Genomic DNA, 12,839 nt, shown 5'->3' with positions numbered 1-12,839 from the left:
TCGTTTGCCTTACTTTCCACGGCACGCTCCAACGAGGTGCGATCCGAGGAAACTCCCCGATCAGCCCTGGGGAGAATCTGGGGAGTTTCGACTGGCATCCTCGTCTCCCTGTCTCCCCAGCAGTCCGTCAATGGCGGTGCGGCCCTTGCTCCCGGCCTCTGGCATGAAGTGAGCATAGTAACCAAGCGTGACAGCCGGGGACGAGTGCCCGAGCCATCGCGCCAGCGTCACCACGGACTCCCCGGCCTCCAGCATGATCGAGGCGTAGGTGTGGCGCAGCACGTGGAAGCCGTCCTTCGGCGCCGCCTCCCACTGCCAGTCCTTCGCGCCCTTCGCGCGCGGCGGAATGATGCCAGCCTTGGCCAACGTCGGCTTCCAGGTGTAGGTGTTCCACGTGTTCACCGCCACGGCATTGCCGTATCGCGTGGTGAGCAGGAGGGAGAACTTCCTCCGCTGCTTGTCCGCCTCCGGCTTCCCCCACGGAAGCTCGACCTCCACTGGCGGGAACGCCTCGACGTAACGCTTCAACTCCTCCGCCACGGAGAAGGGCATGTCAACGGTGCGTGTCTTCGCCCCCTTCGGCAGGGCAAAGTACAGCTTCCCCTTGATGGCCTGAACTTGGCGACGGACATGGAGGACGCCTCGCGCATAGTCGATGTCCTCGGGGCTCAGTCCAAAGACCTCACCCTGCCGAAGTCCGCACCCGAGTCCGAGTACGACGGATATCCGGTGCCGGGAGCTGATCACATCCCGGACATGCAGTGCCCTCTCCAGCGACCACGCTTCGCGTCGCTCCTTCGACGCCTTCGGCCACCGTACGGACTTCGCGTGCATGGGGTTCCTGGGGAGCCGCTTGTCGTCGACTGCCGCCTCCAGAATGCTGGACAGCTCGGACAAGATGCCTCGCCGGTAGTCGACCGAGGAGACTGTCTCCTCCAACGTGGAGATGTACGTGCGGAGTTCGGCCGCCGTGATGTTCCTGAGCGGCAGCTCGCCCAGATGCGGAATAATGTGAAGGCGCGCTCTCCGCTCCTGGTTGTCCTGGGTCTTCGGAACACCCCCTCTGCCCGGCGCCCAGTGCAACGCGATGTAGTCGGCCAGCGCGATGGATCCATCGCGCGGGTCCACGAACTCGCCGCGTTCTTCGTCGGTGGCTGCCCGACGAAGCCACGCCTTGGCGTCCTCCAGTGTGTCGAAGGAACGGTCCCGGACCCCGGGTATGCCGGCGACCTTGTATCGCTTCCCCTTGCCGTAGCGAGCGGTCTTCTCTCTTTTCCCCGTTACCGGGTCCTTCTTCTTCTTGATCCAGCGATCTTCTATGTAGCCGGCCAGGTGAGGCTCCTTGTCGAAAGGGGTTGAAACAGCGCAGTCAAGCGCTTGTCGTATAGCCGGATCGATGCTGAGGTGCAGCAGTCAGTGGGCTCAGAGCCGCGTTGGAGCGCGAGTCGGCCTGTTCCTGTTCCTGGACCCAGGCTTCGAGCGCTTGCAGCCGGTACATGACGCGGCCGCGTTGGCCCATGCGGAAGCTGGGCGGTCCTTGGCGCCGGTGCCGCCAGACGTACAGGGTCTGGGGCGACAGGCCGAGGTACTCGGCTGCGTCCCTGACATTCAGGAACGCTTTACCAACAGCGCCAGGCGCGTCCGGTGCGGTGGAGGGAACGGGTAGCAGGCGAGCAGTCATGGGAGGTCCTGTGTGGTTCCTTACGAGTGGTGCAGAATCCGGGGCAGCCTGTGGTGAGGTGGCTGGCCGTTGGGTGCGTTTCGTGCCTTTCTTGGTTTCCGGGATCTGGCCCTGCGCACTGAACAGGCGCTAGACGACACCTGGGCACCGGGAAGGAGCTGTCCGCTCCAGGTCCACCGCCAAGCAGCCGGTGCGAACGGCATCAATACTCCGGACGATCGCCGGTTTGGCTAACCGGCGATCGTCGGCTATGTTGCGCGCCCGCATAGGGAGGTTCACGGGCTGCTCCCAGCGGACGAAGCTCAGGAAGCCAGCCGGGTACGACCGGAGACGGGGGGCTCGCCGCCCATGACGAGCACCAGGAGCCCATCGTCAGTGAGCCGGTCGAGGTTGCGGGCCACGACGCGTTCGGAAGCACCAACGGCTCGGGCAACTTGCCGGGTTGCGGCTCCGGGGTGCGTCGCGACGTGCGCGAGGACCACTCGATCACGGCGGTAGCCGGGTTGCACCAGGTCCTCGCCGAACAGCCCGGCCGTACAGCCGCAGAGGCACAGTGCCGTGGAGAAGGCGCCGTAATCGTGACGCTGCTGTGCGGTCCACGCGTTCAGGGCGCCGAGCGCCAAGAGGATGGGGGCATTGAAGCGGGCGGACCGGAGAGCGGGATTCGACAGGTGGGCCTCCTTGGGGTGGCCTCGGCGGCAAGACCGAGTTGGACGCGGGTACGGGCTGCCGTGGCGACCAGCCTGCTGCCGGACGCCCCGGAGGCCAGCATCCCTACACTGACCTGGTCTTTTTACGGGACGTTGTACGTTGACATGGTCCCGGGCAAGGTTCCAGTCCATTGGGGCTCTTTCTCGTCTGCTGTGAGCGAGAACGCGGGCAGCAGGTGCAGCATCACCCGGACCTGCCGCCAGCCATCTGGCGCTGAGGAGAGTGCCAGCGCCCCCATCACAGAGCCTGCGGACGGCCTCAGCGGCGAGGGCGTAGTTGCCGCCGAACGGTCAGCCCGCTCATTCGGTCACGGCGGCACTGCGCAGCGCGATAGGTAGCAGGTGATCCCCGGTTAGCGAAACCGGGGCTTCTGCGGATCGTTGCATGTCGTCCGCGCTGGCCATCTGGCGGTGGGAAAGCGCGGACTTCTCTTCAGTCCCGGGTGTCGGCTTGGGGTGGAAGAGGGGCAGGTCAGGCCCCACCGACTCCCGGGGCTGGCTTGAACGTGTTCACCCACAGACCGGTGCACGCCTCGTCACGGAGGTTATGCGCTGAGCCGGAAGACGCCCATGCAAAGACATCGCCGCGAGTTGCTACGGGACAACGGTGGCGCCCTGCACGTACGCACAGGGCCCAAGGCGAGAGAGCGTCGAGGTACCGCAATGCGGTCCACCGGAAACAAGGCCGGTGGATGCAACCGACCGCCAGAAATCGCCTGTGTGTTCGTTTTCTGATGCATTGTCAGTGCCGTGCTCTAGCGTGAATTCCCTGTCGGATGAGCAGCGTTGGGAGGATGCCCGGTGTTCTTTGGCGACTCGTCTGCGGCGTACGAGAGCATTACGTCGCGGATGAAAGCGCTGGCGGTGGTACGGCCGCTGCTGGCGCTTGACGACAGTCCGGTGAAGCGGGAACGGGGCTGGGAGGGCTACCGACTGGCCGAAGTCGCGCTGACAGCCATTGACTGCGTGACGCTGCGGATAGGGACACGGTCGGCAGTGCGACAGGAAGTTGTCGTGGAGGAGGCGGCTGAGTCTGCCGCGCTCCAGATGCCCGGCCGACCCGGAGGCGAGTACCGGGAGGTCGCCCGCTGGGTGGTGGAGCGGCTGATCAATACCGAGAAGCATGACCGGTGTTTCTCGCACGACATCGGCAGCGTGACGGCCGACGGCTTCGTGGTCAAGGACTTCCCGTTCCAGATCCTCAAGGACGTGCCGGACGAGGCCGGGCAAGCGGCGCTGACAGTTACTGATGCGGCCATCACGGTGCTCGTCCACGCGGTCGACGTGGACATCGCTTCCGAGCAGATCGCGGCAGAGGCCAAGCTGGAAGCACTGCTCAAGCGTGCGCGGATCAGCGAGGCGTGGCAGGCCGCCCGCACCGCCCATCTGCAGAGCCTGCGGTATGCCAAGGAACTGCTCGACCGCATGGAGGAGATGAAGCGGAACGTGCGCACCATCGACTGGGAAGCAGACCTTGAGGGGCCCCTGAAAGAAGCCCAGGACCATGTCCAGGACAGGTCCCGGGTGGAGAGTCAGATGAAGCAGCAGGTGGCCCAGCTGCTTGAGGTCACCGAGGAGGAGCACAAGCGGCAGCAGCTGGAGTCGCTGGATGCGCTGATCGGGGACTGCCTGCAGCGGCACTCGATGCTGATCGACATGCTGCTCAAGGTGGTGCCTGAGTTCCGGCACCAGCAGGACCGGCAGATCTTCGTGGCTCCCGTGGTCCATGCGCGGGTCCACTTGCGCAGCCAGCTCCTGGAGCCGGCTCTGGAGCTGAGCATCGAGGACAGCCAGCGGCCGTTGGAGGCGTTCGTGCGCGGGGTGCTCGGCCCGGTCCGGCCGCGGGTGATGTACCTGCCGGACTACTTCGAGGCCCTGATGCGTATGCCGGAGCAGGACGATGTCGAGCTGGTCGAGGTACACGCCCTGGAGGACCGGGCGGAGGTGCCCGATCTGCCACGGTTCGATGAGGCGCAGCACGCCGCGGTGGACAGACTGCTTGCGTCCATCCCCGGGCAGGGCATCAGGCTGTCGCAGTTACTTGAACACGCCCGCCAGTGGGGAGAGGACAGAGGGCCTGACGATGACACCGACCATTTGCTGGCCATGAAGACGGCGCACCGGTTTAGGCATGTCCCCGTCGCCGAGCTGCTGCGCGGGGAGGAAGCCGTCATCGCTGTTGATGACGGGACCTCTCTGGACGACCTGGCCTTCGGTGGCAGCGACTTCCTGCTGATGCCGACCAGGGGCGAGCCGTTGGGCGACGGCGTGAATACGGGCCCTGGCGCGCAGCCGCCTGACGCGCCAGGGTCTGGCGCCCGGAGCACGAGCGAAGATCTGGAGCCGAGTGCATGACGCAGTACGACGACGTTGCCGCGGCTGCCCGGATGGTGGCCTTGGCCATGACCCGCGGCAAGTCCCCGGCCCGCTCCGGCGAGTACGCCCGGCTCGTACGGCGATTCGACGCGGAGCCGGACTTCGCCCAGCTGGTGCGGAAGGTCGCACAGGGCTTTGACCTGACCGCCCAAGAAGCGCACCCGCAGGCCGGTCTGATCCTGGCAACCACACCCGAGACGGACTTCGCCGTCTCCGTCGCCGACCTCGTGCCGCAGACGGAGCACAGGCCGCTCTATCTGCTCGCCCACCTGGCCATCGCCTCGCGGGCCTTCCCCCGTCCCGAAGACATGGACGACGACGAGCACGTCGCCCGCATCTCGGTGCATAAAGTCGACGAGGACGTCCGGGCCTATGCAGCCGTCCTGGAACGCCGGGCCGCAGCCGCCGGCGAGGACACCAACCCACCGGCGGGCAGCCCCGGGTTAGAGGGACTGTGGCGGACCTATCTGCGCCGCAACCCCACCGGCCGAACGGACAAGGACAGAACACCGCTCTCGGCAACCTACGCGCTGGTCAAGAAGGCGTTCACACACCTCGAGCAGCGCGGGTTCGTCCGGGGGACCAGTGAGGAAGGCGGCGGCACGTACGCCACCAACGTCCAGTACCGGCTGCACATCCGTGACCAGGCAGCCCAGGACATGCTCCAGGAACTGGCCGCCCTGGGAGTAGCGGCCCTGGCGCACCACGACGCGACGCCCCCGCCCGGCGCTGCGGAACACACCGACAGTGCAGACACCGGCATGCTGCCGGACTCCGCCCCTCCCCTCTGACCTCTGACGCCTCCGCGACACAAGGACCCCTCTTCATGTACGAGTTGAACCGCATCCTGCTGCGTAATTTCGGGCCGCGCGATGCCCGCTACGAGAACGTGGACCTGGACTTCTCCGCAGTGGGCGCACCGGTACAGGCGGCCTCCCTGGTGCCGGTGGCCGGGCACGTCACGCAGCGGCCCTCACCGGCCAGCCTGGTCATGCTCCAAAACGGCGGCGGCAAAGGCGTGCTGCTGACCGGCATCACCTGCACCACGATCCCGCGCCGCCACCAGGACCTGGAGGTGCTGCGAAACTTCGTGGTCTCCCTGGCCCAGCCCTCCCACATTGTCCTGGAATGGGCCGATGCCCGCACCGGCAGGCTCCTGGTCACGGCGCAAGTCCTCGCTCCCGAGGGCGACGGCATAAAGCGCCGCTTCTACAGCTTCCACCCGAGCGCTGCCCTGAGCGCCGACGCCCTTCCCTTCCACCGCGACGGGCACTGGCTGCCCTTCGACCACTACTGCACCGAGCTGCGCGAACTGCAGAGCACGGTAGAAGCGTTGGAACTGCAGATCCTGGAGGTGCAGGAGAAGTGGGAAAAACACCAAGACAGCCTGGGACTTGAGCCCGGCCTCTTCGATGTCCAGCGCAAGATGAACGCCACCGAGAGCGGCGCGGCCGAAGCGTTCACCACCTCCAGCGCCGGAGCGTTCGTCCAGTGGCTGCTGGAGAAGGCCAACGACGACGACAAGTACGCAAAACTCGGCGACGCCTTCGCGACCTATGCGAGCGCGCACGACCAGCGCGAGAAGCTAGGCAAGGAGCGGCAGTTCGCCCTGGCCATGGAGCAGATCTGCTCCCAGGTCGCCGACCGGCACCAGGAGCACACCGACCAGCAGCGGGAGACCGCCCAGGCCAAATCCGGCCTGGTCACCCTCGCGTCAGGGCTGATGCGCCGGCATCAGATCCTCATTGCCGCCGCGCAGACAACCACCGGCACGGTCAACACCGCATACCGCGACCATGAAGCAGCCAAGCAGGACCTGGACGTCGCCAATGCGCGAGTGGCGCATGTGCGATGGGCTTCTTGCGGTATCGAGCTGCGCGAAGCAGCCGCGGAACAGAAAAGAGTGGCCGGGGAAACCCAGGAGCTGCAGGACAGCCTGGCGGGCTGGCGCAGCGTCCCCGTCGCCCTCCGTCACGCGGCAGCCCAGGATCACCACAGCCGTATGCAGCAGGCCCTCTCGCAGGCCGAACAGGCCGCTGCCCCGTATGTACAGGCACGTGACACAGCCGCGGCAGCACTGCGGGCACGCTACGCGGCAGCCGAGTCGCAGGCACGCACCGAGGCCGACGATGTGAACAAGAAGATCGTCGAGACTCGCGGCAGCATCCAGCAGTGGCGTGAGCGCAGCAACTCGCTCCACACGCACGCCGGCACGGCTGAGGGAGAACAGCGCCTGCTCCGCCGCCAGGTGCAGGACTTCGAGCAGCAGCTGCACACTGCCCGTGAGCAGGAGCAGGTGAAGACCGACGAGAGCGCCGCGGACGCCTCGGCACGGATGGACGCCGAAGCAGATCACCACGGCCGCCTGCTTGAGGAAGCGGAGCAGGAACAGGACCTTGCCCGCACCCGCCGCACCCAGGCATACCAGCGGCTGCCCGACGTCCAGCAGCAGGCTCTCGACGACCGCCGAGCGGCCAAGGAAGCCGAAGCAGCCATCACCCGGCTGCGCAACCGCGCCGAGACCGTACGCCGCCACGCGCTGACCGCGGAACTACTCGAGCTCAGCCCCGAGCACCTCCAAGACGGCGATGCCCTGGCCTGGCTCGCCGACCACTGCACCGCACTGCAGAACCTGGCCGAGCGCCGGAGCACCGCTCTGGACAGGACACTGCGGCGGACCCAGCACGAGCACAGCGCGGATGAAGAACTGCTCGCCGCCCTGGACATCAGTGACGGCCTCCTGCCCGCCACCAAAGAGGTCCGCTCCCTGTGCGCCGAGCTCACGGCCCACGGCACCGACGCCGTACCGGGCTGGCAGTGGCTGCGTGACAACGTCCCCGCAGACGACCACCACAGCGTCATCACCGCCCACCCGGACCTGGTCGGCGGCATCATCGTGAGCGGCGGCCCCCCGGCGCTGGAAGCGGCGCAGCGTCATCTGGAGCGCACCCGTCCCCTGCCCGCTGCGGCCATCGCGGTGGGGACCGGAGAGCGGATGCTGACGCCCGCACCCGACGTGAGCGGCCGGACGGTGCCCGAGCCGACGCCGGCCCTGCACGACGAGCAGGCCGCCGCAGTGGAACGCGCCAGAGTCGAAGCACGCCTGGCGGCCTCCGCCCAGGCATTGGCGGAGCTTGAGGAACGCCTCGCCCTCACCCGCGATCTGGACAACAAGATCGCGAACTGGCTGCACGAAACCGGCTCCGTGCCCGTACCGGTCCGGCTCGAACAGCTCCAGGAGCTCCAAGAGGCGGCGGAGGCAGCCCAAGTCAGCCTTGACGCCGCGCGCACCCGTGCCGAACAACTCGACGACGCCGTCGCCGCTGCCGAAGGGGCCTGCAAGGAGCAGGACTCAGCCCACCGCAAGGCCACCGGCACCGCCCATGACCTGCATCGGCTCGCAGAGGCGGAGAACAAGGCCGGCCAGGCACGCGACCGGATCGCCGTCCTGGAGGAAGAAGCCCAGCAGCGCCGACGCGAACTCGAAGCATTAGACGAGAAAGAAGAGGCGGCCCACGACGACATCACGCGCATGACCCGGGCCGTGGAAGCCGCCACCCAGCTGGCCCGGAGTCATGCCCAGGCGCGCAAGAAGATCACCGCGACGCCCGAGGCAGAGCAGGCTCAACAAGCCGAGGGCACGCCCCCCGAAGCGCTCGCCGCACTCCAGTACCGCTACGAACAGGCCCTGGACGACCTGCGCAGTGTGGACATCGGAGAAGACCAGCGCCAGCGCGCCACAGACGCAGAAAACACCCTGCGCGCCTGCCAGGAGGAGTGGGCGCAGGTCCCCGACCGGATCAAGCCCCTCGCCAAAAGGCACAGCCGCACCCCTGCCGCCGCGGATGAGGTCCACCGAGACGCCGTAGAGCGCGGCCTGACCCAGCAGATCAACAGTCTCCAAGAGCAGCTGCAGCGGCTACGCGACAAGGAGAGCCGACTCAAAGAACGACACCACACTCTCACCGGCCCAGCTGGAAACCTCAGTGCCCAGGACACCGAGCGGTGGACCCCGCACACCCTCGAAGAGGCCCGCGACCTGACCGCACGCGCCGAAGACGCACAGGCCCAGGCCAAGGAAGCCGAGCGCCGCACCAACGAGCAGTACAACGCGGCCCGCAGGCAGCAGAGCCAGCACACCCGCGAACTCGATGCCTTCGGCAATGTCTTGGCGCGCTTGGGCACCACGATCGAACACCTTGGCGTCCATACCGCACCGGACGCCTATCAAGGCACCGCCGATGCGGCCGAGCCGGCCGTGCAGCAGGCGATGGCCCGCTATGAAGGCGCCCAACGCAAACTCACCGACACCGAGCGCCGGGTCGAAGCGAGCGTGTCCAACCTCAAGGACCAGATCGCAGACGTCACCTTCGAGCAACTCGACATCCCCTTGCGCACTCAGATGTCCGCTCTGGACAGGCGATACATCCCCGAAGCGGCCCGTGAGTGGACCACCGCACTGCGCCGCGCCGCCGCAGCCCTGACAACCCAGCTCGAAGGCATGACCAAAGCTCGTGAGGCCCTCGCGTCCCAGCTCAGCGGCTACGTCACCGAACTCCTCCAGCAGGTCGACCAGGCAAGCCGCTTCTCCGTCTTCCCCGACGGCCCCACCCCCTGGGCCGGACAGCGCTTCCTCACCATCCGCTACAAGAAGCCCGACCCCGCCATGCTCGCCGCCCAGATGCGCGAAACCATCGACACCCTCACCGCCAACCCGCGCACCCGCAAGCTCAAAGGCACCGAGGTCGTCATGCGTTGCCTGCACGCAGCCGTTCCCCGCTTCACCGCCGAGGTCATGAAACCCAACGCCACCCAACGCGTGGACCGCGTACCGGTAGAGAAGATGGGCAAGATCTTCTCCGGCGGCCAGGAACTGACCGGAGCGATCCTGCTGTACTGCGCGCTCGCCGCGCTGCGCACCTCCCCCGGCCCCCGCAGCCGCACCCGCCACGGCGGACTGCTCCTCCTGGACAACCCCATCGGCCGCGCCAACGCCCCCTACCTCGTCGACATCCAGACGCAGATGGCCGCAGCCCTCGGAATCCAGCTCATCTACACCACCGGCCTGAGCGACGAAACCGTCACCGCCCGCTTCCCCGCCACCATCCAGCTGCGCAACGACGCCGAAGCCCGCACCGGCCTCGCCCGGATCCGTCTCGACGACCAAACCCGCAACGCCCTCATCCCTGGCCCGCGAACCGCCCCAGACACCCACGCCCCCGAACCGACCGGGTACCTCAGCTCCGCACGCCTGTACGCCAAGGGAGAGACGGACCGATGACAGCGCCCACCCCCGAGCAGCCGCCCCACCTCTCGCCTGGCGCTGCCCGCCTCAGCGCCGCGCTCCACGCCCGCGCCGAGCGGGCCACGCTGCCGCGCGCCACCGTGATGGAAGCCTTCACCACCGCACTGCCCGGCGCCGCACGCAGCGACAACTCCCGCACCGCACTGGCCACCCTGCTCGAAGAACTCTCCGATGCCGACGTCCTCCGCCTCCCCCACGGCCAGGCAGGCAAATGGGACGCCGGCCGCCCCGCCCTGCCCGAACACATCCGGCTGCCCGCAGTCACCCCGCCCAAGGCCGCCCCTGCCGCCACACGACGCTCCTACCGCCCCGAACTCGACTGGGCCCACACCGCGCGCCTCACCACCGCCCATCACGAAGTCGTAGCTCTCATCAACCGGTGGTTTCGCGACACCAGCAACCGCCTGGAACTTCGCGCGCCGATCTCCCTGCGTGAACGCTCATACGAGATTTTCCAGGACGAGAAGCGCCTCGACGCGCTCATCTCCGGTGCGCTCTTCGCCCCCGGCCGCCTCACCCTGGAACAGCTCGGTACCTACCGCGAACCACCGCCACTCGCCTTCCGACAACTCGGCGACGGCGACACCCTCCTCGTCGCCGAGAACAGCGATACCTACGCGACACTCCGCGACCTACTCACCCCGAACCCCGGGCGTACCAGAGCCGTAGCCTTCGGCTCCGGACGGGCCTTCGAAGCCTCCATCGAAACCGCCAAAGAAATCCGAGGAATCCAGCGGATTCTCTACTACGGCGACCTCGACGCAGAAGGACTGTCCATCCCCGCCCGCGCCTCCGTAACGGCCACCCAGATCGGGCTGCCCCCGGTCGAACCCGCCACCGCGTTGTACGACCTACTCCTGAGCCACACTCCCACCCCAGGCCAGCCGCTCTCCGAGGAACGCGCCCACACCCTCGCGGCCTGGCTTGCACCCACCCAGAGACAGGAAACTCATGACGTACTGATGTCGGGCCGCCGTATCGCGCAGGAGGCCACCAACCGCAATCAGCTAGCCGGTGACGCCACCTGGCTCCCTTGAGTCCGTCGGGAGACCGCGGGCGTCTCCAGGTCGACAGCATGACCGTCACTCTGGCGCGTCCAGCCGTTGCCAGGGCAGCGGGCTACCGGTCGGGCTCTGGCGGGAGGCCGGCGACAGAGGCAGCCGCTTCGGCTTTTAGGACAAGCAAGCTCACGCCACGCTGCTGCAGAGGGGGATACTCCTGTGCAGGACCGCCCACGGCTCGACGGCGGCAGGGATGCTGTGCGTGCCCAGCGCGGAGGCGTAGCAGAAACCGGCCGCTGTTCGAGGGGCGCAACGCTGAGGGTGTCGTACGAGCCATCGATAATCCAACCGTGCTCGATGCTCCCCGAAGAGAAGAGGAGAGAGGGCCAGAGTCATCGGCGCCTTCCTCAGCTTCCCGCCCTGCTGGGTCTGGCTCAGCTGGATCGACATCCGATGGAGCCCGTACACCCACCCGGCCGATTGGTCATATGAGTCACGGAGAAGATCCAGCGAGGCACAAGATGCAGCTCGTGCCACTGATAGCCTCAGCGTTGTTGACGTGTGACGCATCGCGTCCGGCGCATTTCGTCTTCACTGGCCGGTCGCGGAACGGGGGGCGATGGTGTTCGAGCCGCTGCGGGAGAAGGACCCCCGAGAGATCGCGGGCTTCCGGCTGACCCAGCGTCTCGGCCAGGGTGCGATGGGCGTCGTCTACCTCGGATACCGCAGCCCCCGCCCGGTGGCGATCAAGGTCATCAAACCGGCGCTGGCGGACCAGCCGTACTTCCGTCAGCGGTTCGCTCAGGAACTGGAGGCGATCCGACGTGTCGGTGGATTCCACACCGCAGCGCTCGTGGACGCCGACCCTGACGCGGAGCAGCCCTGGATCGCCACCGAGTACGTCCACGCGCCCTCGCTCGAGGGACTGCTGAACCAGCACGGCGCAGTGAGTGAGCTGGGGGCGTGGTGGCTGGCCGCGAGTCTGTCCGATGCACTGATACACATCCACTCTGTCCGGTTACTACACCGCGATCTGAAGCCCAGCAACGTGCTGGTCACCACGCAGGGCACTCGGGTGATCGACTTCGGCGTCTGCCATGTCGGAGGTGCGACCGGGCTCACCTCCGGCGATTCACCGGTCGGCACTCTCGTGTACATGGCTCCGGAGCAGGCCATGGACTCCCGCAAGGCGAGCGAGGCCGCGGACGTGTACAGCCTGGGCGCGACGCTGGTGCATGCGGCGACTGGGCACCCCCCGTTCTACGCCGATCTTCCGGTACAGCGGATGCTGGACGTCGAGCCCGATCTTTCAGGCTTGCCTGAGAGCCTGCGAAAACTGGTTGTCAGTGCCTTGTCCTACGCTCCGGAGGACCGGCCCACTGCCCACAGTGTGCTGGAGGCGGCCATGGACCGGCTACTGGAACACGCTGTACCGGTCAGTGGTCCGCGGTACCCCCCGCTGCCGGGTGCGTTCCTCACGGACGTGCTGCAGGTGGAAGGGGCACCTCCGGTGCCGCCGGCGCCTCCTGAACCAGCACCGGCTCAGGAGGCGCCGGCGGCACCGGAACCAAGGGACGAGGCGCAGCCTGCGGAACCTGCCGCCGCAGGTGCGTCCAGCGGCGGGGGCGCGCCGTGGGCTGACCGCTGGCGCGGAAAGATCCGCGACCGGCGGTCCGACTTCGGCGGCTGATTCCGCCGAGCGCACAGCGGGACAGGCAGTAGAAACACGACGAGGCGGTTCAACAGTGATCGAAGGAGAGGGCCCG

8 protein-coding genes are annotated in these 12,839 nt (G+C 67.4%); 5 read left to right on the top strand and 3 right to left on the bottom strand.

Translation table 11 applies throughout. From position 1 onward, the window contains the following. Nucleotides 1-60: 60 nt before the first annotated feature. The 3 genes from AOQ37_RS11215 to AOQ37_RS38615 all read right to left on the bottom strand — a co-directional run bounded on the left by AOQ37_RS11215 (nucleotide 61) and on the right by AOQ37_RS38615 (nucleotide 2,304). On the bottom strand, nucleotides 61-1,221 hold the full coding sequence (locus AOQ37_RS11215; RefSeq protein WP_199824997.1) for a tyrosine-type recombinase/integrase: 1,161 nt from the start codon (nucleotides 1,219-1,221) through the stop codon (nucleotides 61-63). Nucleotides 1,222-1,369: 148 nt separating this feature from the next. Continuing rightward, nucleotides 1,370-1,681: a helix-turn-helix transcriptional regulator gene (locus tag AOQ37_RS38620; protein ID WP_078890123.1), complete on the bottom strand. Its 312-nt coding sequence runs from the start codon at nucleotides 1,679-1,681 to the stop codon at nucleotides 1,370-1,372. A gap of 302 nt (nucleotides 1,682-1,983) precedes the next feature. Next, nucleotides 1,984-2,304, bottom strand: coding sequence for a winged helix-turn-helix transcriptional regulator (locus AOQ37_RS38615; RefSeq protein ID WP_078890122.1), 321 nt, complete (start codon nucleotides 2,302-2,304; stop codon nucleotides 1,984-1,986). Nucleotides 2,305-3,192: 888 nt separating this feature from the next. Between AOQ37_RS38615 and AOQ37_RS11210 the strand changes: the two genes are divergently transcribed. The 5 genes from AOQ37_RS11210 (at nucleotide 3,193) to AOQ37_RS11190 (ending at nucleotide 12,763) form a co-directional block, all read left to right on the top strand. After that, nucleotides 3,193-4,746 (top strand): CBS domain-containing protein, encoded by a 1,554-nt coding sequence (locus tag AOQ37_RS11210; protein ID WP_062643824.1) that lies wholly within the window; start codon nucleotides 3,193-3,195, stop codon nucleotides 4,744-4,746. Continuing rightward, on the top strand, nucleotides 4,743-5,558 hold the full coding sequence (locus tag AOQ37_RS11205; protein ID WP_062643822.1) for a hypothetical protein: 816 nt from the start codon (nucleotides 4,743-4,745) through the stop codon (nucleotides 5,556-5,558). The genes AOQ37_RS11210 and AOQ37_RS11205 overlap by 4 nt, the downstream gene beginning before the upstream one ends. Before the next feature lie 35 nt (nucleotides 5,559-5,593). Further along, a complete protein-coding gene (locus tag AOQ37_RS11200) occupies nucleotides 5,594-10,048 on the top strand; it encodes a coiled-coil domain-containing protein (protein ID WP_062643820.1) in 4,455 nt (1,484 codons plus the stop codon). Then, a complete protein-coding gene (locus AOQ37_RS11195; protein WP_234436874.1) occupies nucleotides 10,045-11,109 on the top strand; it encodes a Wadjet anti-phage system protein JetD domain-containing protein in 1,065 nt (354 codons plus the stop codon). The genes AOQ37_RS11200 and AOQ37_RS11195 overlap by 4 nt, the downstream gene beginning before the upstream one ends. A gap of 583 nt (nucleotides 11,110-11,692) precedes the next feature. After that, nucleotides 11,693-12,763, top strand: a complete 1,071-nt coding sequence (locus AOQ37_RS11190) for a serine/threonine-protein kinase (RefSeq protein ID WP_234436873.1) — start codon at nucleotides 11,693-11,695, stop codon at nucleotides 12,761-12,763. Nucleotides 12,764-12,839: the final 76 nt, after the last annotated feature.

It is taken from the genome of Streptomyces maremycinicus, assembly GCF_001184025.1.
Lineage (GTDB): Bacteria > Actinomycetota > Actinomycetes > Streptomycetales > Streptomycetaceae > Streptomyces > Streptomyces maremycinicus.
This window is presented reverse-complemented; position numbering and strand designations above follow the sequence as displayed.

Excerpts from the sequence above, each read along its gene's own strand:
- AOQ37_RS38620 (WP_078890123.1), bottom strand. The coding sequence starts at position 1,681 with ATGACTGCTCGCCTGCTACCCGTTCCCTCCACCGCACCGGACGCGCCT.
- AOQ37_RS11205 (WP_062643822.1), top strand. The coding sequence starts at position 4,743 with ATGACGCAGTACGACGACGTTGCCGCGGCTGCCCGGATGGTGGCCTTG.
- AOQ37_RS11200 (WP_062643820.1), top strand. The coding sequence starts at position 5,594 with ATGTACGAGTTGAACCGCATCCTGCTGCGTAATTTCGGGCCGCGCGAT.
- AOQ37_RS11195 (WP_234436874.1), top strand. The coding sequence starts at position 10,045 with ATGACAGCGCCCACCCCCGAGCAGCCGCCCCACCTCTCGCCTGGCGCT.
- AOQ37_RS11190 (WP_234436873.1), top strand. The coding sequence starts at position 11,693 with ATGGTGTTCGAGCCGCTGCGGGAGAAGGACCCCCGAGAGATCGCGGGC.